The following is a 21,488-nucleotide window of genomic DNA, read 5'->3' as shown; positions in this document are numbered from 1 at the left end:
GGAGCGGTTCGAGGTCAGACCTCGAGCAGCTCGGCTTCCTTGTTCTTGAGCAGCTCGTCGATCGCCTCGGTGTGCTTCTTGGTCAGGCCGTCGAGGCGCTTCTCGGCGCCGGTGACGTCGTCCTTGCCGACCTCGCCGTCCTTCTCGAGCTTCTCGAGGGCCTGCTTGGCCTTCTGCCGGACCTGGCGCACGGCGACCTTGCCGCCCTCGGCCTTCTCCTTGGCCAGCTTGATGAACTCCTTGCGGCGCTCCTCGGTGAGCTCGGGGAACACGCAGCGCAGCTGCTTGCCGTCGCTGGAGGGGTTCACGCCGAGGTCGGAGTCGCGGATGGCCTTCTCCACGTTGTTGAGCGCACCCACGTCGTACGGCGAGACGATGATGATCCGCGCCTCCGGAGCCGTGAACGACGCCAGCTGCTGCAGCGGCGTGGGGGTGCCGTAGTAGTCGACCAGGATCTTGCTGAACATGCTGGGGTGGGCACGCCCGGCACGGATCGCCGCGAACTCCTCACGGGTCGCGTCGACCGACTTGCCCATCTTCTGGTCGGCCTCGTTGAGGGTGTCGTTGATCACCGGTTCTCCTTCGTCTGATGCTGATCTGGGGCCCGATCTGGCGTGACCTCAGCCCGCGCTGACCCGCGTGCCGATCCTCTCACCCTGCACGACACGCAGGATGTTGCCCTCGGGCTGCATGCCGAAGACGATCATCGGGAGCTTGTTCTCGCCGCACAGCGCGAAGGCGGTCTGGTCCATGATCCGCAGGCCCTCGGCGATCGCGTCGTCGTAGGTGAGCTCGTCGTACTTCGTCGCCGTCGGGTCGACGTTCGGGTCGGCGCTGTAGACGCCGTCGACGCCGCTCTTGGCCACCAGAACCACGTCGCACTTGCTCTCCAGCGCCCGCTGGACGGCGACCGTGTCGGTCGAGAAGTACGGCAGACCCATGCCGGCGCCGAAGATGACCACGCGGCCCTTCTCCATGTGCCGGATCGCGCGTCGCGGGATGTAGGGCTCGGCGACCTGTCCCATCGTGATCGCGGTCTGCACCCGGGTCTCGACGCCCTCCTTCTCCAGGAAGTCCTGGAGGGCGAGGCAGTTCATGACGATGCCGAGCATGCCCATGTAGTCGGCGCGCACCCGGTCCATGCCACGCTGCTGCAGCTCGGCGCCGCGGAAGAAGTTGCCGCCACCGGTCACCACGGCGATCTGGACGCCGGCGTCGGCGACCGCCTTCACCTCGTGCGCCAGCGCCTGCACGACATCGGGGTCGACCCCGACCTTGCCACCGCCGAACACCTCACCGGAGAGCTTCAGGAGGACTCGCTTGTAACCGGGCACGGCCCGACCTTACCGGGGGTGCGGCGGCACCTCCTCATTGCACCCGCTGCACCCGCTGCCGGAAGTTGCCGCTGTTGTCGCCGTCGATCCCGGAGTCGCGGGTCTTGGAGATGTGGCCCACCTTGTCCTCGCCGCCCTGGACCGGCTGACCCTCGATGATCGTGTCGCGCTCGAAGTGGTGCGACTTGTCGGTGTTGCGGTAGTAGCGGTGGACGGCCCAGTACGTCGCGACGCCGCCCGCGGGCCCGGCCGCCAGCAGCCAGATCGCACCGTCGTCGGAGGACAGCGGGAGGATCGCCGTGATCAGCTCGCCGATCATGCCGCTCATGCCGTCGCCACCAGGATCGCGCCGGCGATGCCCTCGAGGACGGTGCCGACCGTGAACGCCGCGAGGAGCAGCTTGGGCTGGGAGACGGGGATGCTGCCCATCGTCTCCCCCGTGCGGGCATTGACCGCGATGTAGTGGAGCACGCCGTTGCTCTCCTGCTGGTAGGAGTACAGCCAGACCGGGAGGTACATCGAGATCCAGCGGGAGCCGCCCACGTCGAGCTTCTCCTGCTCCCAGCGCACCCCGCGGTCGAACCTGCCGAGGGAGGAGCGCACCTGGGAGCGGCCGATGGAGAGCAGCTGATCCTCGAGGACCGGCGTGACCGCCTCGACGTTGAGGTCGCGCTTCTCGCTGGTGAAGCCGACCAGATAGCTGGCGTTCCATCTCACGGCGTTCTTCGTGTCGAACGGCAAGATGGTGTTGATGATGTTGTTCGTCTTGTCCGAGCCGAAGTCGGCGCGCTCGGAGGAGCCCTCGACGGTGAGGTCGTCGACGGTGAACCTGACCTGCCGGGACACCTGGTAGACGTCGGCGGCGTAGTAGGTGACGGTGTCGTCGCCCTTCTTCTCCGTCCAACGCCGGGTCTGCACCTCGCCCTTGCCCCAGTACTGGGACTCGGCGCGGGCGTCGATGACGAGATAGGGCAGGTAGACGCCGAGGACGTTCTCCGGAACGAACTCCTTCTTGAAGCGCTTGTGCGCGAAGAGCCGTCGCTTGGAGGCGAACTCGCGGATCTTCTCGATCGCCTCCTCCTTGACCAGCTTGAAGGGAAGGACCGCGTCGGGGACCGCGCCGTTGGGGATCTGCTGGTTCACGTTGAGGGTGTGCCGGCACCAGTGGCAGCGCGCGTTGAGGGCGTGGGCGGTGTCGACGACCACCTCGGCACCACACGCCTCACACTTGAAGGTGAGCATGTCGGAGGCGTCGGCGGCGATGTCCTCCGCACCGCTCGCGATGACGGTGCCCTCCAGATCGTCGATGCCCTCCCCGAGCCCGAACTCCTCCTCGACCCGCGCCTCGTGCCACTCGTTGCGGCAGAACAGGCACACCAGCATCCCGGTCGAGGCGCGCAGCCGGACGTCCGTCGAGCCGCACTTGGGGCAACGGTTGAGACCGTCCTTGAGCGACTCGTTGACGGTCTCGATGCTCGGGCCCGGCTCCGGCTCGGCCCTGGCCGCGGCGAGCTCCTCCTCCAGCGACAGGGGTGGCCCGTCGAAGGGGGGTTGCTTCGGCTCAGCGGACTCCTGGCTCACAGACCGAGCGCCTTCGCCTTCGCCGCGTCGTAGTCCTCCTGGGTGATCAGCCCGGCGTCGAGCATCTCCTTGGCCCGCTTGAGCACCGCCATCGGGTCCTCGGCCGCGGGGGCCGCGGGGGCCGCGGGAGCCGCGGGGGCCGCGGGAGCCGCGGGGGCGGGCGCCTGCTGTTGCGCGGGCTGCTGGACCGGCTGCTGGAGGCCGCCCAGGCCCATCCCACCGGTGGCCATGCCCATCCCGATCAGGCCGCCCGGTCCGGCGTTCTCACCGGCCGACTCGATGCCCGCGGCGACCGAGGCCTGCAGGTTGGAGTTGCCGCGCGAGCCGGAGAGGGCGTCGGCACGCTGGACGTTCTTGAGCAGCTCGCGGGTGTTGGCGTCGTACTCGATCGAGATGATCGCGGTCTTGACGATCTCCAGACCGCGGTCGGTGCGCCACTGGTAGTTCTGCTCGACGGCGGCCGACAGGGACTGGGCGAAGCCGATCGAGTCCTGCTGCAGGCGCGCGATCCGGTTCCCCTTCGCCGGGTCGTTGGTGTACATCGAGAAGGCCGGCGCGAGCGAGCCGACGACCTCGTTGAACAGCTGCTCGCCGGCCGGGTTGTCGATGTCGGTGAAGTCGAACGGCTTGCGGCCGCCGATGACGTCGGCCGGCACGAAGTTGCGGATGAAGGTCAGCGGGTCGGTGATCTTCAGCGTGTAGGTGCCGCGGGTGATCGCGCCGACCTGGGTGTTGAGGAAGGCGTCGTCCCAGTAGATCTCCGACTGGGTGCCGAACTTGTTGTTGGGCAGCTCCTTGAGCGTCACGAAGATCGCCGACTGCTGGGCCGACGGGCGTCCGCCGAACTTGAAGCGCTCCCAGCTCTGCTTGACGATCGAGTCGACGAGCCCGCCGCCGGTGAAGATCGACTGCGAGGCCGGGTCGTCGGAGTTCCAGATGTAGGCACCCGGCTCGGCGGCGAAGCCGGTGAAGGCCCCGTCCTCGAGCAGCACCAGGCCGTAGCCCTCCGGGACGATGATCTTCGACCCGTTGGTGATCACACCGTCCGAGCCCTGGGTGTTGCTGCCGCGGCCGGCGTTCTGTCCCTTCGCGACGGCCGGGAAGAGCGCCACCGTGGAGCCGACGCCGTCGGGAACGCCGTAGAAGTCGACCCACTGGTCGGCCAGCGTGCCCCCGATCGCACCGATCGCAGCCTGGATGAGTCCCACTTGACCTGTCTCCTTCACCTGACACCGAGGTGCGACCGCGAGTGCGGACCGCCGAGCCGACACATGTCCGATGGCCGGGCGCGCCAAACCTACCCCGTGGGCAGGGAGGGCACAGGTGAAAAAGGCAGACGGCCGGTGGTCACCCGAAGGTGGCCACCGGCCGTCGGTTGCCTCAGTTACGCGCCGACCTCGAAGCGGGCGAACCGCTTCACGGTGGTGCTGGCGGCGGCGAGGACGGCCTTGACCGTCTTCTTCGACTCCGAGACCGACTCCTGCTCGAGGAGCACGAGCTCCTTGAAGAAGCCACCCAGGCGACCCTCGACGATCTTGGCGACGGCAGCCTCGGGCTTGCCCTCCTCGATCGTCTTCTTGGTCAGGACGTCCTTCTCGGCCTCGACGATGTCCGCGGGGACCTCGTCGCGCGTGAGGTACTGCGCCTTGAGGGCAGCCACCTGCATGGCGGCGCCGCGGGCAGCGGCCTCGTCACCGTCGTACTCGACCATGACGCCGACGGCCGGCGGGAGGTCGGCCGCACGCTTGTGCAGGTAGACCGCGACCGGACCGTCGAAGTAGGCGACGTTGCCGAGCTCGATCTTCTCGCCGATGGTGATGGCGAGGTTCTCGACGACCTGACCGACGGTGCTGTCGCCCAGCGGCAGCGCCTTGGCGGACTCGGTGTCGGTCGCCTTGCCCGCGTCGACCGCCTCGGCGATCTGCTGGGCGGCCTTGATGAACTCGTCGTTCTTGGCGACGAAGTCGGTCTCCGACTTCAGCTCGATGAGCGCGCCACCGGCGTTGGCCACCAGGCCGGCCGAGGCCTCGCGCTCGGCGCCGCGGGCGGCCGCCTTGGCGGCACCCTTGACGCGGAGCAGCTCGACGGCCTTGTCGAAGTCGCCGTCGGTCTCGTCGAGCGCCTTCTTGCAGTCCATCATGCCGGCGCTGGTCAGCTCGCGGAGCTTCTTGACGTCAGCAGCAGTGAATGCCATGGATCCTCGTTGATTTCTCGAAAGGGGGTGGACGGTGAGGGCTCAGGCCTCGGCCGGAGCGTCGGCCGCGGGGGCCTCCTCGGCGGGAGCCTCGGCAGCCGGAGCCTCGGCGGCAGCGGCCTCGGGAGCCTCGGCGGCCGGGGCCTCCGTGGCGGGAGCCTCGGCAGCGGCCTCGGCGGCCGGAGCAGCGGCGTCACCCTCGAGGAGCTCGCGCTCCCACGCGGCGAGCGGCTCCTCGGCGGCGGGGCTCGAGGACGAGCCGGCGCCCGAGCGGGACATGAGCCCGTCGGCCGCGGCGTCCGCGATGACGCGGGTCAGCAGGCCGACCGCGCGGATGGCGTCGTCGTTGCCCGGGATCGGGAAGTCGACGTCGTCGGGGTCACAGTTGGAGTCGAGGATCGCGATGATCGGGATGCGCAGCTTGCGCGCCTCCTCGACGGCGAGGTGCTCCTTGTTGGTGTCGACGATCCACACGGCCGACGGGACCCGGGACATCTCGCGGATGCCGCCCAGGGTCTTGTCGAGCTTGTCGCGCTCCCGCTTCATCTGCAGGAGCTCCTTCTTGGTGCGGCCCGAGCCGGCCACGTCCTCGAAGTCGATCTCGTCGAGCTCCTTGAGGCGGTTGATCCGCTGGTGCACGGTCGAGAAGTTGGTGAGCATGCCGCCCAGCCAGCGCTGGTTGACGTAGGGCATGCCGACGCGGGTCGCCTGCTCGGCGATCGCCTCCTGGGCCTGCTTCTTGGTGCCGACGAACATGATCGTCCCGCCCTTGGCCACGGTCTCCTTGACGAAGGCGTAGCTGCGGTCGATGTAGGCCAGCGACTGCTGCAGGTCGATGATGTAGATGCCGTTGCGGTCCGTGAGGATGAATCGCTTCATCTTCGGGTTCCAACGACGGGTCTGGTGTCCGAAGTGGACGCCGCTCTCGAGGAGCTGGCGCATGGTCACGACAGCCATGATGGTTCTCTCCTGTTGTTTTCAGTTTCAGCCTGTCGTCTGCGCGTGATCCGACCTTCCGGAGCGGTCCGGAAGGACTGAGGATCGACGCCCACGGGCGATCGGCCACCGGCACTGCGAGGAGTGCGGGACCGTCGTGGTCTGCGGACGAGCGAATTCCGGTCCAGGGCGGACCGGTACTCCCCAGCCTACGGCGTGGGGCGCTCGTCGTACCAATCCGTGACCTCGGCTCTCCACAGCCCCCGTCCTCGCCGTCCCTCCTCCACAGCCCGCGTCACGTCCGGGCCCTCCGGCGGACCTCGCGCGCACCCTGGGGACATGAACCGCGCAGCGGCCGTCGTCGCCCTCGTCGTCTCCCTCCTCGCGCTCGCCGCCCCCGCCTCGGCACGCGCCGACGACCCGGTGGGGATCTGGCCCCTCCAGCCGGTGCCGGAGGTCGTGCAGCGGTTCGACCCGCCCGACTCGCCGTACGGCGCCGGGCACCGAGGCGTCGACCTGGCCGGCCGCGTGGGCCAGCAGGTCCGTACGGCGCTGCCCGGCCGCGTCGTCTTCGCCGCACGGATCGCGGGGCGCGGGGTCGTGGTGGTGCGTCACGGCGGCACGCGCACCACCTACGAGCCGGTCACCGCGTCCGTCGGGGTGGGGGTCTCCGTCGCGGCCGGCGACGTCATCGGCACCCTCGAGCTGGCCGGGTCGCACTGCTTCCCGCGCGCCTGCCTGCATTGGGGCTGGATCGCGGGAAGGACCTACCTCGACCCGCTCCGGCTGGTCGGCGCCGGACCGGTCCGCCTGCTCCCCCTGTGGCGCGACGAGCCCGCCCGCGTCCTCCCGCGCTCACCCGCCGCACGGACCACTCCCGCCGCGGCCTACCGTCGCGCGGTGATCATCGCCGCCGCCGCTGTCCAGCACGCCCGGTGACGGTGCCGAGCAGGGTGCCCGAGCAGGGGGGCCGGGATGGGGTGGCCGGCCCGGGTTCCCGCTGACGTCATACGAACCGTGGGCTCCAGACCACCCTTCGTATGACGTCCGCGCGCGGATGTGGACGAGGAGGATCAGGCGCGCGGGTGCGCCTGCTGGTAGGCCCGGCGCAGGCGGTCGGTGGTGACATGGGTGTAGCGCTGGGTGGTCGCCAGCGACGCGTGGCCGAGCAGCTCCTGGACCGATCTCAGGTCCGCCCCGCCCTCGAGCAGGTGGGTCGCCGCGCTGTGCCGCAGGCCGTGCGGTCCCAGGTCCGGCGCCCCCGGTACGTCGGCGAGCCGGCGATGGACCAGCGTGCGGACGGCCCTCTGGTCGATGCGGCCGCCGCGGGCGCCGAGGAAGAGCGCGGGTCCCGATCCGGGGCGCGCCAGGGTGGACCTTCCGTGCGCGAGCCACCGGTCGAGGGCAGCGGCGGCCGGATGCCCGAACGGCACCGTGCGCTCCTTGCGCCCCTTGCCGAAGACCCGCACGACGTTGCGGTCGCGATCGACGTCGTCGACGTCGAGCCCGCACAGCTCGCCCACCCGCATCCCGGTCGCGTAGAGCAGCTCCAGCATCGCCACGTCGCGCAGGCCGACCGCGCTGTCGTCCTCGGCGGCCAGCTCCGTCGCCGCCCCGATGAGCCGGGTGGCCTCGTCGACCCGCAGCACGCCGGGCAGGGTGCGGTGCGGACGGGGCGAGCCGAGGGCGGAGCCCACGTCGCTCGCCGTCCGGCCGGTCCGGGCCAGCCACGCGGTGAACACGCGGGCGGCGGTCGCGCGACGCGCCAGCGTGGTGCGCGACAGGCCGAGGCTCTGCTGCTTGGCCAGCCAGCTGCGCAGCGTCCTCAGATCCAGCTCGGTCACGTCGCCCAGTCCCAGGCGTCCGGCGTGCTCCAGCATGCCGGCGATGTCCCCGACATAGGCCCGGACGGTGTGCCGGGCGAGGTCGCGCTCGGCGACGAGGTGGCGCTCGTAGTCCCCGAGGGTGCGCGCGAACGCCTCCGTCAGGGGATCCGGGCCGTCGGTCATTGATCGATCGTAGAGCGCATCTCCTCCCCCAGCCGCCACCCTGTCGGCAACTGCTCGACGTGTCCCGCCGCGGCGAGATCGCCCAGCAGCCGGGCCACCTCGTCGGCGGCCATTCCGGCCACCCGTGCCACGGACGCGGTCGGGGCCGGCGAGGAGACCGGGACGGCGTCGAGGACCTGGCGGGCGGGGACCGACAGACGGTCCCGGGGCTGGTCCGCGGCCCGGCGCACGTCGAGCAGGTGCTCTCCCGACGGGCTGAGGAGCTCGAGCACGTCGGCGCCGCCGGTCACCAGGGAGGCACCGCCGACGCGGAGCAGCTCGTGGACCCCCTCCGAGGCCGCGCTGACCACCGGACCCGGAACGCCCATCACCGGGCGGTGCAGCCGGTCGGCCCACGATGCCGTGTTGAGCGCCCCGCTGCGGATCGCCGCCTCGACCACCACCGTCCCCTGGGCGAGAGCCGCGATCAACCGGTTGCGGGCCAGGAACCGGATCCGGAACGGAGCCGCGCCGGGAGGCGCCTCGGACACCACGACGTGGTGCTCGCCGAGATGGTCGAGCATCTGCCGGTGCGCTTGTGGATAGGCGACGTCGACGCCGCAGGCGAGGACCGCGACCGTGCGCCCGTCGACGCTCACCGCACCACGGTGGGCGGCATAGTCCACGCCGTAGGCGGCACCGGAGATCACGGTGCGGCCCGCGCCCGCGACGACGGCCGCCATGTCGCCGGCCACCAGGTCGCCGTACTGCGTCGAGGAGCGGGAGCCGACGATGGCCACGGCGCCGTGGAGCTCGTCGAGGCGCAGCGGTCCGCGGACCCACAGCCCGACGGGGACCTCGCCGCGAGCCTGCAGCACGCCGGCGCCGGCCAGGTCGTCGAGCGCGGTCGGCCACTCGTCGTCGCCGGGCACGAGGAACCGGATGCCACGCCGAGCGGCGCTCTCGAGCACCCGCTCGGGCTGGGCTCCGGCCAGGCGGGCGGCGGCCGCGGTGAGCTCGGGGCGCAGGTCGGGCTGCTCGTGGAGGACGTCGAGGAACCGGACTCCGCCGAGCTCGCGGGTCAGTCCCAGGCATCGCACGTCGCCGGGCTCGGTGACGATGCTGATGGTGGCCCGGGCCAGACGCTCCTCGGCCGAGACCGTCATGCGACTCCCTCCGCCCCCGCGTCGGACCGGAACATGGCGAGGTCGAGCGGCTGCCCGGTCCGCAGGCGCAGGGCGGTGCGGACCTCGTCGAGGCCGGGCGTGATGTCGCGGCCGGCACGGACCGAGCGCAGATCGGCCACGGTCAGCGCCAACCGGTGGACCCGCACCGCGCCGCGCGCGCTGAGCCGCCCGGTGAGCATCTCGGCGTCGATGACGCGTTGGGCGGCGTCGGGCAGCGGCCAGGTGTCCTTGAGCCGCGGGCTCGGGACGTGGGCGTTGAGGCGCCAGTTGCGGCCCGCGAACCTCTCGCGCTGTCGCTGGCGCGCCGCCGCGATCCGCAGCCGCATCTCGGCCGAGGTCTCCGCCGAACGGAACGGGTCGTGGCTGGCCGGAGACGCCGGCTGGACGTGGCGGACGATGTCGATCCGGTCGACGATCGGGCCGGACATCCGCGCGCGATAGGCCCGGCGCACGGTCTCGGCGCAGGTGCACCTGTTGTCGCGGGCAGCGGCCGTCCAGTTGCCGCAGGGGCAGGGATTGCTGGCGAGGACGAGCATCCCGCGCGCGGGCAGGGTGACCGACTCGTCGCGCCGCGCGATGGTGATCTCGCCGTTCTCCAGCGGTTGGCGCAGAGCCTCGATGACGTCGGTGCGGAACAGGGGGAACTCGTCCAGGAAGAGGACGCCGCAGTGGGCACGGCTGATCTCCCCGGGCTGCACCCGTCCGGAGCCGCCGCCGACCACGCTGGCCTTGCTCGCGTCGTGGTGCGGGGCGGCGAAGGGCGGACGCACCACCATGCCCGCCCCGGGATCCAGGACACCGGCCAGGGAGTGCAGGGCGGTGAGCTCGAGCGACTCCTCGGGCGTCAGGTCGGGCAGGATCGTCGGGATCCGCTCGGCGAGACTGGTCTTGCCGCAGCCCTTCGGGCCTGAGAGCTGGATCGGGTGACCGCCGGCGGCGGCGACCTCGACGGCGTACTTCTCCTCCTCCATGCCGCGCAGGTCGGCGATGTCGAGCTCGTCGAGCCGCTCCGCCCCGCGCCAGGTGATGAGCTGCACGCCGCTCGTCGCGGCCACCGGGGGCGCGAGCGGCAGGTCCTCGCGGCGCAGGTCGGCCACGACCTGGCCGAGCGAGCGCGCACCGACCACCTCCATCCCCGGCACCATCATCGCCTCGGCGATCTGGGGCTCGGGGACGTAGATCCGCGCCAGCCCGGCGGCAGCGGCGGCGAGCGCCATCGGCAGCACGCCCAGGGCCGGGCGCAGGCCGCCGGCGAGGGTGAGCTCGCCGACGAAGGCCGCGCCGTCGAGCCATCGGGGCTCGAGCTGGCCGTCGGCGGCCATCAGGCTGACCGCCATGGCCAGGTCGAAGTGCGTGCCCGACTTGCGCAGGTCGGCCGGCGAGAAGAGGAAGGTGCAGCGCTTGGTCGCCGGCCAGCGCAGGTCGGTGTTGATGAGGGCCATCCGCACGCGGTCGACCCCTTCCCGCAGGGAAGAGTCCGCCCGACCGACCACCACCGTGGTCGGCTGGCCGACGGACACGTCGGTCTGTACGTCGATGAGGTGGCCCACCGCGCCGTCGAGGGCCACGCATCGGGCGGTCGCGAACGGCATCAGTCGGTCCTCCCGAGGAGCGGTCGGTCCACGGTGGTCGCTGAGCGTGGTCTCGTGCACATGCCGACCACCGTGCCCGTCGAGGCCGACGCTCCGCCGCCGTCGGCGACACGGCTGTGGACGACGCGCCCGGTCGGCGCCCCTGTGGAGAGCCGACGTCACGTCGTGTGACGGGTGGGCCGCAGGGGGCGGTGTACGCCGGCCGCGGACCTCAGCAGAGCCCGCGTACGTGCTCGACGACCGCCGGTCCGCGACGCGGGCGCATCACGGCCACGAGGTCGATGCGGATCCCGTCGGGCCGGATCCCGCGCTCGGCGACCCACCGCTCCCCCAGGCGCATCAACCGGGCCAGCTTGGCGGGAGAGATGGCTTCGTGCGGAGTGCCGGCGACGAGCGAGGTCCGCGTCTTCACCTCGCACACGACGAGGGTCGCCCCCTCCCGCAGCAGGATGTCGACCTCCCCCTCGCTGCATCGCCAGTTCCGCTCGAGCAGGGTCATCCCCTGGGCGACCAGGTGGCGGACCGCCACGTCCTCGCCGTACGCGCCGATGGCCCGTCGGGCCTGTGCTGTGGTCGTCATCCGGACAGCGTCACCGCTGATCCGATGTGGTCATCGGGCCACGCGGGCATGGTGTGGAGAACGAATCGGCCGTGTGCCACCTGTGGATCGGTCGCGACCCCAGTTGCGACCAATGTGACTCATGGGGCAGCCCGGGCCTATTGCACCAACCGGGGGGCCCCACACCTGGGCTCGTGGTCCACCCACAGGTCGGCGCCGCCGATGTTGAGGCCGAGCAGCTCGGAGACCTGCTTGATGACGGTGGCTTGAAGACCGGCCGTGAGCGCGTTCAGCAGGCTCTTCGTGGCGTCCGTGAGAGCCGTGCTCAGCTGACCGGTCGCCGCCGCGCCCACGCTGCTGATCAGACCGACCGTGGCGCTGCCAAGGATCGGAAACCCGAGCACCCCTAGCAGGACCTTCTTCGTGGTCAGGCTGCCGCCGATGGTGACGGTCGTGGGTTGCAGCGAGAAGGCGCTGATCGACGGGATCACCGTTCCAGGAACGGTGTATGCCTTCGGGTTCGCCGCGTCCGCCCAGAAGGAGGCGGGCACCGTGACGGTCTTGGTCGAGGCGGTGACGCCGACGGCACCCGCCATCTGGACCGCGGCGGTCAGGTCGACCGTCAGGCTGGCATTGACCAACTGGGTCGCGCCGATGGTCAGAACGGATGCCAAGGGGCTGAGCAGCCCGCCGAGGCCATCCAGGAGGTTGTCCAGAAGAGTGGACCCGGACCCGGTGACGAGGTTCGCCGTCAAGGAGGCGTGAATGTTGCCGGACACGGTCGGCACCGCGACCGCGGCCGTGTTCACCTGGAAGGCTGCGCTCTGGGCGGCGCCGGTGTCGCATCCGTCGATGCTCCGGAGCGTGGCGTCCGCGTGCGCCAGCATCACTTCGAGGGTGAGATCGATCGGATCGACCTCGGCCACCACGCTGGCGAGTCCTGCCAGGCTCACCGGAAGAGTCAACGCGTTCGAGGTGATCTTGGTCGTGAGCTTGATCTGGGAGGTCTCGGCGAAGTCTCCCTCGTCGGAGCATCGCTTCCGAGGCCCCTCGATGACGTGCAATGTGCTCGTGGCCGTGATGCCGCCGGCGGACACGTCCAGCGCGGGCAGCGCGATGGCGTTGGTGCCGTTCGCCACCAGCAACGAGCCGGTGATCAGGTCCAGGACGTTGATACGAGACGCAAGCGCCGCCGGGTCGCTGGGAGAGGCCGCGACGAGGTCGGCGATGTCGACCTTCAGGTCACTGATCTCGAGGGCGGCATGGATGGCTTGAAGCGCCGTGATGGTGGCGGCGCTGGCACCATGGGCCGGTGAGGAGAGGACCTCGATCGAGGCATCGACCAGATCCGCAACGCTGACGGCCTCTGCGCCGAGGAGTTCGCTGACGGTCCCGACGCCGAGGTCCCCGGTCTCGACGAGGTCGAGGAGGCTGACGTTGGCCGCGGCGATGCCCTGATAGCTGATCAGGTCGAGGTTGAGGTTCGACCCCAGCATCTGGTTCAGCAGGGGGTTGAGCAGGGTGCTCTGCCCTGACTGGACGCGGGCCACGAACGAGCCGATCCGGAAGCAGGCGCCCTTGTCAGCCGAGGCGACGGCCCGCCGTTGCGCCTTGCCGGTGTGGCTCGCCATGAAGGCGAACCCGGTCTCGGTGTGGGCGATCACCTGAACGGCAGTCGGCTGCTTCGCAGCATCGACCGTCTCGTCGTAGGGCACGAACGTGCCGTCGTTCATCTCGCCCCAGGAGACGTCGAGTGTCGGAGTATGCCCCTGACTGGTGCCGAGGACGTCGAGGTTCCTGTCGCGGCTGGCGTTGGCCAGAGCCTGATCGTAGTTGCCGACGGTCAGGCTGGCGACGGACCTGCCCTGGTTCAGCTCGCGCGCCAGGTCCAGAGCGACGACGTCGGCCAGGGATTGGGCGTCGGCACGTGCGACCCGCTGCATCCCGAGGTCGACGGCGAATGCCGCCACCAGCAGCAGGACGCTCAGCGTGACCGCGACGAACACCGTCACCGCACCGCGCTCACCGCGGCGGCGCGCGGGCACCATCAACTCACCCTCACGGTCGCCGAATACGTCAAGGTCTCGGGCAGCGTCTGGTCCAGGAACGGAAGCGTCGGCACCACCGGATGGTCGCGGTACGGATAGCTGACCGTCACCGTGACACATTGCGCCGGGCCGCAGGAGACGGGAGGGTCGACCTCGCACGTGACATGTGCCTCGCCGCAGGCCAGGGTCGTGCCGCCGACCTCCAGCGCGCCCAGGGCGTCATCGAGCGCGGCAGTGGCCGACTCGTCCCGTTTGGATCCGTCGAGCTGGACGGCGGCTGCGCGAGCCCCCTCCGTCGCTGCCTGGCTGAGCGTCTGGCGGAACGAGAGCATCATGCCGTAGCCGATGATGCCGAAGACCAGCATGATCAGCAGCGGCGCGACCAGCGCGAACTCGACCGCCGCGGCTCCCCGCTGATCTCGTCCCGACTCGCGTCTCCGCAGGGCGCAGCGCACCATCGGTCGGCCCTCCCACCATCGCTCCCAGACGCTCCCATGACACTCCCGAGCGGCGTCGGCCCTCAATGTAATGATGCTTCGACACCCTTGGGAACGAATCGCGGCGCATTCCACTCGGACGTACGTCGGGCCCTAGTCCCTTCGGACTAGAGCGCGCATGGCTCCGGATAGCGGGACGATGGTCCTGGTGCCCATCACCCGTTCTGATCGGGCTCCCTGGCAAGCCGATGCCAGGTCCACCCGGGCTCTCGGACCGATCTGCCGCCGGGACGCGATTGGCGTCGGATCAGGCTATGAAGCGGGCGCCGGCATGCCGACAATCGAAACGGATGTCCCGGCTCGGCGGGCCGGCAGGGGGAGGGTGAGATGGTTCTGGCGCGACCGTTCGGGCGCGTCCGCGACGCAGGTGATCGTGGCGCCGCGGCGGTCGAGTTCGCCCTCGTCAGCGTCGTGCTGATCCCCCTCCTGTTCGGGATCCTGCAGTACGGTCTCTACTTCAACGCCTCGCTCAACGCCGATCAGGGTGTCCGCGAGGCGGCGAGGATGGCCGTCGTCCACCGCGCCGCCGGCGGTTGCACCACACCCGGGTGGGTCGAGGTCGCCTGCACGACCGAGGCGATGATCGGTGGCGCTCCCGCCGGCACCTACGTCAAGGTCGCGGCGCCCGAGGGATGGGCGAAGGGCAAGCCCCTCCACCTGTGCGTCCTGGTCCGCTCGCCCAGCACGTTCGGCATCCTCCCCATGCCGAACGACGGCTATGTCAGGGCGGATCTGCGCATGTCGATCGAGCAGGCGCTGCCCGCGCCCTCGGGCACCGGCGTCACCGAGACGCTGCCCTCGGGCCTGGACTGGTCGTGGTGCGTGTGAGCCGGCGCCGACCGGACCAGCGCGGAGCGGTGGCGGTGTTGGCCGCCCTGTTGGGGGTGGTGCTGGTGCTCGCGGCCGGACTGGTCCTCGATCTCGGCATGGCCTGGCACACGCGGGGCGACTCGCAGAACGCTGCCGACGCCTCGGCCCTCGCCGCCGGCAACGTGATGTACGACGCCGCCGGGGCGCCGCAGGTCACCGCGGCGGTCGCGGCCGCGAAGGACTATGCGGCGGCCAACTTCGGCGTCACGGCGGCCGACTGGAGCGGGTGCACGGACCCGGGCCACCTCGCCTACACGCCGGACTCCTCCCCCTGCGTCTCCTTCGACAGCGCCACCAGACCGACGAGGGTGCGGGTCAGGATGCCCAGTCGCAGGGTGGCGACCGCCTTCGCGTCCCTGGCGGGGGTGGACCGGTTCACGATCGCCACCTCGGCCCGCGCGACGATCAACCCGGGCGGGAGTCTCGACTGCGCGCTGTGCGTGCTCGGGAGCGGCACGACCCACGATCTGCAGAACGGCGACGCCACCATCCACGGCGGCAACATCCACTTCAACGGCAGCGTCGAGATCAGCAGCAACGGCCTGGTCGCCACCGACGGCAAGATCACCGTCGAGGGCACGGCGTCGGGCGCGATGGCGAACTACACGCCCAACCCGTTGACCGGGTATCCCGCGATCCAGGACCCGTTGGCCACGCTCGCCCTTCCCCCGGACATGAGTGGACTGATCCGCCGCACCCCCGTCGACTCCTGTCCGCCGGGTCCGGGCATCTACTCCGGCATCAACATGCGCGGCAAGGTGTGCACCCTGCCTGCCGGGCTGTACGTCGTCACCGACGGGATCTGGGACCTGGCGGGCAACGACGTGACCGTGCTGCAGGGGACCGGCGTCACGCTCTATCTGACGTGCTCGAGCTACGGAGCCCCGCGTGCCTGCGTCCCGGGCGAGCAGGGCGCGACGCTCGACGCCTCGGGCAACGGCACCCTGGCCATCACGGCGCCGACGACCGGTCCCCTGGCCGGCCTGGCGATCGTGTACGACCGCAACAGCGCCTCGACCCTGCGGCTGACCGGCAACGGCGGCGCCGGATTCACCGGAACGATCTACGCCAAGAGCGGCACGCTCGAGATGAACGGCAACGGCTGTGCGTCCATGTTCCACGCGGCGATCGTGGTGAAGGACCTCACCATGGCGGGCAACCCGTCCTGCCTGGAGGCGTCCTACGTCCCGGACCAGAACTGGAAGCCGGCGCCCTCGGACCTGCGCCTCGACCAGTAGCGGGCGGTCCGCGGAGGCGCTCAGCTCTTCGGCAGCTCCAGGTCGGAGGTCGCGAGCTCCTCGACGTTCACGTCCTTGAACGTGAGCACCTTGACGTTCTTCGCGAACCGGGCGGGGCGGTACATGTCCCACACCCAGGCGTCGGCGATGGTGACCTCGAAGAAGACGTCACCGCCCTCGGACCGGGCCTTCACGTCGACCGAGTTGCACAGGTAGAAGCGGCGGTCGGTCTCGACGACGTACTTGAAGATGCCGACGACGTCGCGGTACTCCCGGTAGAGGTTCAGCTCCTGCTCGGTCTCGTACTTCTCGAGCTCCTCGGCACTCACGGGCCCGACTCTAGTCCCCCGCCGTCAACCGGGACCTACGGCTCGACCGGCAGCGGCTCGAGCCCGGCGGCTCGGCGTACGTTGACGAAGCGCATCCGGTGGATCGGCGAGGGTCCGTGCTGCTCGAGAGCCGCCGTGTGGGTCGCGGTGATGTAGCCCTTGTGGGTCCGGAAGTCGTAGGCGGGCCAGTGCTCGTCGAGGTCGGTCATGATCCGGTCCCGGGTGACCTTGGCCAGCACCGAGGCGGCCGCGACACAGGCCGCCACCCGGTCGCCCTTCCACACGGCGAGGCCGGGGACGCCGAGACCGTCGACGGGGAACCCGTCGGTGAGGACGTACGACGCCGGCAGCGACAGCTTCGCCACCGCACGCCGCAGCGCCTCGACGTTGGCGACGTGCATGCCGAGCCGGTCGCACTCGTCGTGCGAGATCACGACGACCGACCAGGCCAGCGCGCGCTTGACGATCTGGTGGTAGCACCGCTCCCGGGCGGCGGGGGTCAGCAGCTTGGAGTCGGCGAGGCCGGGGATGACGCCCGCCTTGCCGGCAGGCAGGATCGCGGCGCCCGCGACGAGCGGTCCGGCACAGGCGCCGCGCCCCGCCTCGTCGACCCCCGCGATCGGCTCGAACCCGTGCCGGCGCAGGGCCCGCTCGTAGCCGTAGAGCCCGGCGTCGCGCCGTACGGTCGCTCCTCGGGGCAGCGTCGACATGCCCTGACTCCTCCTTGGCCGGTCCTGCATCCAGGCTAGATGAGTTGTTCCAAGGGATCGTGCAAGCGAGCGGCGCTCAACGCGTGCGCTGGCAAGGCGCAGGCGCGAAGGCATGCTGGGTGCACGTCGAGCGTCTGCAACGCCGCCGGCGTGCGTGGTGAGCGTCGCGCAGCGTGCGAGCCCTTGGAACAACTCATCTAGACGACCGACTAGCCGGGAACGGCGTCGAGCTTCTTCGCCCTCTTCAGGACGTCGGCCGGCGGGCTGTCGGGGACGGCGTCGAAGACCTCGGGGCGGGTGACCCAGCGCCACCGGTCGCGCGGCCAGATCAGCGTGAAGACCTTGCCGACCACCAGCCGGGTGTCGACCCAGGGACTCTTCGTGCACGGGTCCTCCTCGGGCCCGCACAAGTGGGCGCGCGAGTCGGCGGAGTGACCGCGGTTGTCGCCGAGCACGAGGAGCTTCCCGGCCGGGATCGGGCCGATCGTCCAGTCGCAGGGCCGGGCGAACGCGGACCCGGGCTCGGTGAGGTCGGCCTCGAGCGGCGCATCGCACGAGCCGGGGTCCTTGCCGAGGAAGGCGGTCTCGTCGATCGCCTTGCCGTTGACCTTGATCCGACCCAGTTCGTCACAGCACTGCACGACGTCGCCCTCGGTGCCGATGACCCGCTTCACGAGGTGCCCGCCGGTCGGGTAGAGGCCGACCTTGGAGAGCAGGTTCGCGAACCCGGTCGGTCCCTGGCTGTCGGCCGGCCCCAGCCACTGGTCGGGGTCCTCGAACACGATGACGTCGCCGCGCTGCGGGGCGCCGCCGAACCAGTAGGAGACCTTCTGGACCAGGATCCGGTCGTTCTCGACCAGGCCCGGCTCCATCGACTCCGAGGGGATGTAGAACGCCTGCACGAACAGGGCCTTGATCAGGATCGCCAGGCCGAGCGCCACCGCGAGCAGCAGGATGCTCTCCTGCCACACCGGCAGGTGCTTGCGCGAGGCGGAGGAGGACCGGGAGCCCGCTCGGTGGGTCGCCTCGGGGTCGGGGACCTCGGCGGCGGAGTCCGGTGCGGTGTCGTCGGTCGTCACGAACTGGAGTCTAGGGACAGGGCCCAGCGGGAAAGCACGAAGGCCCGACCAGGAGGTCGGGCCTTCGAGGACGAGGTTCGCGGAACCTCGGGACGCGGGAGATCAGATCTCGCGACGCTCCTTGATCTTGGCCTTCTTGCCGGTGAGGTTGCGCAGGTAGTAGAGCTTCGCGCGGCGCACGTCACCGCGGGTGACGACCTCGATCTGCTCGAAGATCGGCGAGTGGAGCGGGAAGGTCCGCTCGACACCGACGCCGAAGGAGACCTTGCGGACGGTGAAGGTGCGCCCGACGCCCGAGCCGTGGATGCGGATCACGACGCCCTGGAAGATCTGGACACGGGAGCGGTTGCCCTCGATGACCTTGACGTGGACCTTGACGGTGTCGCCGGCGCGGAAGTCGGGGACGTCGTCGCGCTTGGCGGCGTTGCCCAGCTCGGTGACGAGGGCGGGGCTCGGGTTGCTCATGGTTTCTCCTCGCGAGTGCACACAGGTCAGCCGCGGTAGTGGTGGTGGGTGGTGAGAGGCGCGCGGTCGGCGGTTCCCCTGTGGCAGAAGCGTCCGCGACACCGACCAGCGATCTTCCCACATCGGGCGGCGACGCCGGAAATCAGCGCGAGGTCAGCGTCAGGTCAGCGTCGCTTGGTCAGCACGACGGCGCCGGGCGGCGCGGGCAGGTCGCGGCGCAGCCGGAAGCCGGCCCGCTTGTACATCTGCTGGTTGCGTGCGCTCGCCGCGCCCGTGAACAGGACGTACGACGTCGCTGCCGCCGGCGCCACCGCCTGGATGTGCTCCAGCAGAGCCCGTCCGAGCCCGCTGCCCTGGAGGTCGGGAGCCACCATGACCCGGCCGATGTCCCACGCGTCGCCGCCCTCCAGCCGTCCCCGCACGGCGCCGACCAGCCGTCCCGCACGGCGCACGACCCAGGTGTCCCACTCCCCCAGCCAGGCGCGGACGTCGTCGAGCGACTCGTGCAGGGCGGGGATGTCGAGCATGTCGTTGGCCAGGGCCTCCTGCACCCAGCACGCGCGCTGGAGTGTCAGCAGCTCTCCGGCGTCGCCCGCGGTGGCGCGCACGATCGGCGTGCCGTCGTCCAGCACGGACGGCGTCAACAGGTCGGGCCGGCGCTCGGCGGTGCGTCGTACGGCCTGGTCGTGGCGCCAGGCCGCGATCCTGCCGTGGTCGCCGGAACGCAGCACCGCCGGGACCTCGTGGCCGCGCCACTGCGGCGGCTTGGTGTAGACGGGGTACTCGAGCAGGCCCCCCGCGGCGTGGGACTCCTCGACGAGCGACGCGGCGTTGCCCATGAAGCCCGGCAGGAGCCGGACGACGGCCTCGGTGATCGCGAGCGCGGCGACCTCGCCGCCGTTGAGGACGTAGTCCCCGAGGCTGACCTCCCGGACCTCGGCGACCCCGCGGGCGTGGTCGATCACCCGCTGGTCGATGCCCTCGTAGCGGCCGCAGGCGAACAGGAGGTGCTCGCGGGTGGCCAGCTCCTCGGCGAGGCGCTGGTCGAAGGGCTCGCCCGACGGGGTCGTGAAGACGATGGTGGTGCGCTCAGCGCCGGTCGACCCCGCCCTGACCAGCTCGTCGAACGCCTCGCCCCACGGCTCCGGCCTCATCACCATGCCCGCTCCGCCGCCGTACGGGGTGTCGTCGACGGTGCGGTGCCGGTCGTGGGTCCAGGTGCGCAGGTCGTGGACGCCGAAGGCGAGCAGACCCTTGTCGGCAGCCTTGCCGGGCAGGGACAGCTCGAGGGGGGCGAAGAAGCCGGGGAAGATCGTGAGGTAGTCGAGCCTCACCCCTCGTCCTCCTCCGGGAAGGGCGTGACCAGGCCGGGCCGGTCGGCGATCACGACCCGGCCGCCGGCCACGTCGACCTCCGGCACCAGCGCGCTGACGAACGGGACCAGCGCCTCGCGGCGGTCCAGGGTCCGGATCCGCAGCAGGTCCTGGGCGCCGTGGGTGAGGCCGGCGACCTCGCCGAGGTGGGTGCCGTCGACGTCGTAGGCCGCCAAGCCGATGAGCTGGTGGTCGTAGAACTCGTCGGGGTCCTCCGGCGTCTCGTCGGCGGGTACGACGGCCCGCAGCACCACTCCGCGCGCGGACTCGGCCGCGGTGCGGTCGGTCAGCTCGGCGAACGTCGCGAGGAGCACGCCCTGGTGCCACCGGGTGCGGCCGACGGTGAGGGTGCGGGCCGAGAACGCCGATCCGCGGGGCGCCTCGGCGAGCAGCACGGCGCCGTCGGCGTACCTGCGGTCCGGCTCGTCGGTGCGCACGTCGACGGTGACCTCGCCGCGGATGCCGTGCGGCTTGCCGATCCGGCCGACCACGACCTCGATCGAGCCGTCGCTGGTCGAGCCTGTCGAGACCACCACTGCTGTCCTCCCCTGCGGAAATGAACGACGGGCGCCGCCATGATGGCAGCGCCCGTCGTCGTGATGCGTGTTGCTCAGCGCCTGTCGGTGTCGACGAAGTCGACCCGGGTGCTGCTGTTGCCGGCGATCGCGGAGATCACGGTGCGGAAGGCGGTCGCCGTGCGACCGCTCCGGCCGATCACCTTGCCGAGGTCGTCGGGGTGCACCCGGACCTCGAGCACGGAGCCGCGGCGCAGCTGCTTGTCGCGCACGACCACGTCGTCGGGGTGGTCGACCACTCCGCGGACGAGGTGCTCCAGCGCGTCGGCCAGCATCGGCTCAGGCCTCGGCGTTCTCGGCGGCCGGCTCGGCCGGGGTCTCCTCGGCGGCGGCCTCGGCGGGCGCCTCCGTCTCGACCTTCTCCTCGGCCGGCTCCGACTTGGCCTTCTTCTCGGACTTCTTGGCGGTCACCGCGGCGCCCTTGGGCTCGTTGGCGGCCTCCTTGAGGGCCTCGTTGAAGATGTCGAGCTTGGCGCGCTTGGGCTCCTTGACCTTGAGGGTGCCCTCGGCGCCGTCGATGCCCTTGAACTTCTGCCAGTCACCGGTGACCTTGAGGATGGCCTCGACGGCCTCCGACGGCTGCGCGCCGACGCCCAGCCAGTACTGCGCCCGCTCGGAGACGACGTCGATGTACGACGGGTCCTCCTTGGGGTGGTACTTGCCGATCTCCTCGATCACCGCGCCGTCGCGCTTCTTGCGCGAGTCGACGATGACGATGCGGTACTGCGGGACCCGGACCTTGCCCAGGCGCTTCAGACGAATCTTGACGGCCACGTTTGTGGTGTCTCCTTGAGAACTGGTGGTGGGTGAGCCAGGGACCACCAGGTGGGGACACCGGGGCCCGGACTCGGACGGGTTCTGCCACCACCGGTTGAGAGGGACCGGAAGTCGCAGAACTCAGCCGCCAAGTCTGCCACGCGCCGCGCCGCAGCC

General features: G+C 70.8%; 24 protein-coding genes and 1 pseudogene. 3 read left to right on the top strand and 22 right to left on the bottom strand.

The genetic code is table 11. The features are described from left to right. Positions 1-14 precede the first annotated feature (14 nt). The 7 genes from frr to rpsB all read right to left on the bottom strand — a co-directional run bounded on the left by frr (position 15) and on the right by rpsB (position 6,066). On the bottom strand, positions 15-569 hold the full coding sequence (gene frr, locus FHP29_RS08930; protein ID WP_192903999.1) for a ribosome recycling factor: 555 nt from the start codon (positions 567-569) through the stop codon (positions 15-17). A 51-nt stretch (positions 570-620) separates the two neighbouring features. Then, positions 621-1,334: a UMP kinase gene (gene pyrH, locus FHP29_RS08925; protein ID WP_139622522.1), complete on the bottom strand. Its 714-nt coding sequence runs from the start codon at positions 1,332-1,334 to the stop codon at positions 621-623. Positions 1,335-1,368: 34 nt separating this feature from the next. Beyond that, positions 1,369-1,662, bottom strand: coding sequence for a hypothetical protein (locus FHP29_RS08920; RefSeq protein WP_205013971.1), 294 nt, complete (start codon positions 1,660-1,662; stop codon positions 1,369-1,371). Next, positions 1,659-2,915 carry a TFIIB-type zinc ribbon-containing protein gene (locus FHP29_RS08915; protein WP_139622521.1) on the bottom strand — a complete coding sequence of 419 codons (1,257 nt, stop codon included), beginning with the start codon at positions 2,913-2,915 and terminating at the stop codon, positions 1,659-1,661. The genes FHP29_RS08920 and FHP29_RS08915 overlap by 4 nt, the downstream gene beginning before the upstream one ends. After that, positions 2,912-4,123: an SHOCT domain-containing protein gene (locus tag FHP29_RS08910; RefSeq protein ID WP_139622520.1), complete on the bottom strand. Its 1,212-nt coding sequence runs from the start codon at positions 4,121-4,123 to the stop codon at positions 2,912-2,914. The genes FHP29_RS08915 and FHP29_RS08910 overlap by 4 nt, the downstream gene beginning before the upstream one ends. 176 nt (positions 4,124-4,299) lie before the next feature. Beyond that, positions 4,300-5,109 (bottom strand): translation elongation factor Ts, encoded by an 810-nt coding sequence (gene tsf, locus FHP29_RS08905; RefSeq protein WP_139622519.1) that lies wholly within the window; start codon positions 5,107-5,109, stop codon positions 4,300-4,302. Positions 5,110-5,151: 42 nt separating this feature from the next. Then, positions 5,152-6,066, bottom strand: a complete 915-nt coding sequence (rpsB, locus tag FHP29_RS08900) for a 30S ribosomal protein S2 (protein ID WP_139622518.1) — start codon at positions 6,064-6,066, stop codon at positions 5,152-5,154. A 318-nt stretch (positions 6,067-6,384) separates the two neighbouring features. Here rpsB and FHP29_RS08895 point away from each other — a divergent pair, with 318 nt between their 5' ends. Beyond that, positions 6,385-6,984, top strand: coding sequence for a murein hydrolase activator EnvC family protein (locus tag FHP29_RS08895; RefSeq protein WP_139622517.1), 600 nt, complete (start codon positions 6,385-6,387; stop codon positions 6,982-6,984). Between the two features lie 134 nt (positions 6,985-7,118). Here the strand turns inward: FHP29_RS08895 and FHP29_RS08890 are convergent, their stop codons facing one another. The 6 genes from FHP29_RS08890 to FHP29_RS08865 all read right to left on the bottom strand — a co-directional run bounded on the left by FHP29_RS08890 (position 7,119) and on the right by FHP29_RS08865 (position 13,877). Then, on the bottom strand, positions 7,119-8,054 hold the full coding sequence (locus tag FHP29_RS08890) for a tyrosine recombinase XerC (protein WP_139622516.1): 936 nt from the start codon (positions 8,052-8,054) through the stop codon (positions 7,119-7,121). Then, positions 8,051-9,199: a DNA-processing protein DprA gene (gene dprA, locus FHP29_RS08885; protein WP_139622515.1), complete on the bottom strand. Its 1,149-nt coding sequence runs from the start codon at positions 9,197-9,199 to the stop codon at positions 8,051-8,053. The genes FHP29_RS08890 and dprA overlap by 4 nt, the downstream gene beginning before the upstream one ends. Further along, positions 9,196-10,812, bottom strand: a complete 1,617-nt coding sequence (locus FHP29_RS08880) for a YifB family Mg chelatase-like AAA ATPase (RefSeq protein ID WP_139622514.1) — start codon at positions 10,810-10,812, stop codon at positions 9,196-9,198. Before FHP29_RS08880 ends, dprA begins: the two co-directional genes overlap by 4 nt. A 211-nt stretch (positions 10,813-11,023) precedes the next feature. Beyond that, on the bottom strand, positions 11,024-11,392 hold the full coding sequence (locus FHP29_RS08875; protein ID WP_139622513.1) for a YraN family protein: 369 nt from the start codon (positions 11,390-11,392) through the stop codon (positions 11,024-11,026). 137 nt (positions 11,393-11,529) lie between these two features. Further along, positions 11,530-13,419 carry a pilus assembly protein TadG-related protein gene (locus FHP29_RS08870; protein ID WP_139622512.1) on the bottom strand — a complete coding sequence of 630 codons (1,890 nt, stop codon included), beginning with the start codon at positions 13,417-13,419 and terminating at the stop codon, positions 11,530-11,532. Beyond that, entirely contained in the window at positions 13,419-13,877 is a 459-nt protein-coding gene (locus FHP29_RS08865; RefSeq protein WP_139622511.1) for a TadE/TadG family type IV pilus assembly protein, read from the bottom strand. The genes FHP29_RS08870 and FHP29_RS08865 overlap by 1 nt, the downstream gene beginning before the upstream one ends. A 366-nt stretch (positions 13,878-14,243) precedes the next feature. On the opposite strand from FHP29_RS08865, the gene FHP29_RS08860 reads away from it, so the two are divergent. Both FHP29_RS08860 and FHP29_RS08855 read left to right on the top strand, forming a co-directional pair. After that, positions 14,244-14,744: a TadE family protein gene (locus FHP29_RS08860; RefSeq protein WP_139622510.1), complete on the top strand. Its 501-nt coding sequence runs from the start codon at positions 14,244-14,246 to the stop codon at positions 14,742-14,744. Further along, the gene (locus FHP29_RS08855; protein WP_158296525.1) at positions 14,735-16,024 is read left to right on the top strand and encodes a DUF7305 domain-containing protein; all 1,290 of its coding nucleotides are present in this window, start codon (positions 14,735-14,737) and stop codon (positions 16,022-16,024) included. The genes FHP29_RS08860 and FHP29_RS08855 overlap by 10 nt, the downstream gene beginning before the upstream one ends. Before the next feature lie 20 nt (positions 16,025-16,044). Here FHP29_RS08855 and FHP29_RS08850 read toward each other — a convergent pair whose 3' ends face one another. From FHP29_RS08850 to rpsP, 9 genes and pseudogenes are all read right to left on the bottom strand, one after another. Further along, complete coding sequence (locus FHP29_RS08850) at positions 16,045-16,353, bottom strand: DUF2469 domain-containing protein (protein WP_139622508.1); 309 nt, start codon at positions 16,351-16,353, stop codon at positions 16,045-16,047. A 35-nt stretch (positions 16,354-16,388) separates the two neighbouring features. Next, positions 16,389-17,063 carry a ribonuclease HII gene (locus tag FHP29_RS08845; protein WP_139622507.1) on the bottom strand — a complete coding sequence of 225 codons (675 nt, stop codon included), beginning with the start codon at positions 17,061-17,063 and terminating at the stop codon, positions 16,389-16,391. A gap of 209 nt (positions 17,064-17,272) precedes the next feature. Continuing rightward, positions 17,273-18,142 carry a signal peptidase I gene (lepB, locus tag FHP29_RS08840; RefSeq protein ID WP_240044411.1) on the bottom strand — a complete coding sequence of 290 codons (870 nt, stop codon included), beginning with the start codon at positions 18,140-18,142 and terminating at the stop codon, positions 17,273-17,275. Between the two features lie 102 nt (positions 18,143-18,244). Continuing rightward, a complete protein-coding gene (gene rplS / locus FHP29_RS08835) occupies positions 18,245-18,607 on the bottom strand; it encodes a 50S ribosomal protein L19 (protein WP_139622506.1) in 363 nt (120 codons plus the stop codon). Positions 18,608-18,771: 164 nt separating this feature from the next. Further along, positions 18,772-19,134 (bottom strand): GNAT family N-acetyltransferase, encoded by a 363-nt coding sequence (locus FHP29_RS22650; protein WP_240044423.1) that lies wholly within the window; start codon positions 19,132-19,134, stop codon positions 18,772-18,774. Positions 19,135-19,251: 117 nt separating this feature from the next. Then, positions 19,252-19,941: pseudogene (gene trmD / locus FHP29_RS22645) on the bottom strand (tRNA (guanosine(37)-N1)-methyltransferase TrmD); the annotation flags it as partial. After that, entirely contained in the window at positions 19,938-20,513 is a 576-nt protein-coding gene (rimM, locus tag FHP29_RS08825; protein WP_240044410.1) for a ribosome maturation factor RimM, read from the bottom strand. The gene rimM and the pseudogene trmD, both read right to left, overlap by 4 nt. A gap of 77 nt (positions 20,514-20,590) precedes the next feature. Next, positions 20,591-20,830: an RNA-binding protein gene (locus tag FHP29_RS08820; protein ID WP_139622504.1), complete on the bottom strand. Its 240-nt coding sequence runs from the start codon at positions 20,828-20,830 to the stop codon at positions 20,591-20,593. Between the two features lie 4 nt (positions 20,831-20,834). Next, positions 20,835-21,329, bottom strand: coding sequence for a 30S ribosomal protein S16 (gene rpsP / locus FHP29_RS08815; RefSeq protein ID WP_139622503.1), 495 nt, complete (start codon positions 21,327-21,329; stop codon positions 20,835-20,837). Positions 21,330-21,488 lie beyond the last annotated feature (159 nt).

This window comes from Nocardioides albidus, from assembly GCF_006335005.1.
Taxonomy (GTDB): domain Bacteria; phylum Actinomycetota; class Actinomycetes; order Propionibacteriales; family Nocardioidaceae; genus Nocardioides; species Nocardioides albidus.
The sequence above is the reverse complement of the archived record's forward strand: the minus strand, read 5'-3'. Positions and strand labels throughout refer to the sequence as shown.

Excerpts from the sequence above, each read along its gene's own strand:
- FHP29_RS08920 (WP_205013971.1), bottom strand. The coding sequence starts at position 1,662 with ATGAGCGGCATGATCGGCGAGCTGATCACGGCGATCCTCCCGCTGTCC.
- tsf (WP_139622519.1), bottom strand. The coding sequence starts at position 5,109 with ATGGCATTCACTGCTGCTGACGTCAAGAAGCTCCGCGAGCTGACCAGC.
- rpsB (WP_139622518.1), bottom strand. The coding sequence starts at position 6,066 with ATGGCTGTCGTGACCATGCGCCAGCTCCTCGAGAGCGGCGTCCACTTC.
- FHP29_RS08895 (WP_139622517.1), top strand. The coding sequence starts at position 6,385 with ATGAACCGCGCAGCGGCCGTCGTCGCCCTCGTCGTCTCCCTCCTCGCG.
- FHP29_RS08890 (WP_139622516.1), bottom strand. The coding sequence starts at position 8,054 with ATGACCGACGGCCCGGATCCCCTGACGGAGGCGTTCGCGCGCACCCTC.
- dprA (WP_139622515.1), bottom strand. The coding sequence starts at position 9,199 with ATGACGGTCTCGGCCGAGGAGCGTCTGGCCCGGGCCACCATCAGCATC.
- FHP29_RS08880 (WP_139622514.1), bottom strand. The coding sequence starts at position 10,812 with ATGCCGTTCGCGACCGCCCGATGCGTGGCCCTCGACGGCGCGGTGGGC.
- FHP29_RS08875 (WP_139622513.1), bottom strand. The coding sequence starts at position 11,392 with ATGACGACCACAGCACAGGCCCGACGGGCCATCGGCGCGTACGGCGAG.
- FHP29_RS08870 (WP_139622512.1), bottom strand. The coding sequence starts at position 13,419 with ATGGTGCCCGCGCGCCGCCGCGGTGAGCGCGGTGCGGTGACGGTGTTC.
- FHP29_RS08865 (WP_139622511.1), bottom strand. The coding sequence starts at position 13,877 with ATGGTGCGCTGCGCCCTGCGGAGACGCGAGTCGGGACGAGATCAGCGG.
- FHP29_RS08860 (WP_139622510.1), top strand. The coding sequence starts at position 14,244 with ATGGTTCTGGCGCGACCGTTCGGGCGCGTCCGCGACGCAGGTGATCGT.
- FHP29_RS08845 (WP_139622507.1), bottom strand. The coding sequence starts at position 17,063 with ATGTCGACGCTGCCCCGAGGAGCGACCGTACGGCGCGACGCCGGGCTC.
- rplS (WP_139622506.1), bottom strand. The coding sequence starts at position 18,607 with ATGAGCAACCCGAGCCCCGCCCTCGTCACCGAGCTGGGCAACGCCGCC.
- FHP29_RS22650 (WP_240044423.1), bottom strand. The coding sequence starts at position 19,134 with ATGCTCGACATCCCCGCCCTGCACGAGTCGCTCGACGACGTCCGCGCC.
- FHP29_RS08820 (WP_139622504.1), bottom strand. The coding sequence starts at position 20,830 with ATGCTGGCCGACGCGCTGGAGCACCTCGTCCGCGGAGTGGTCGACCAC.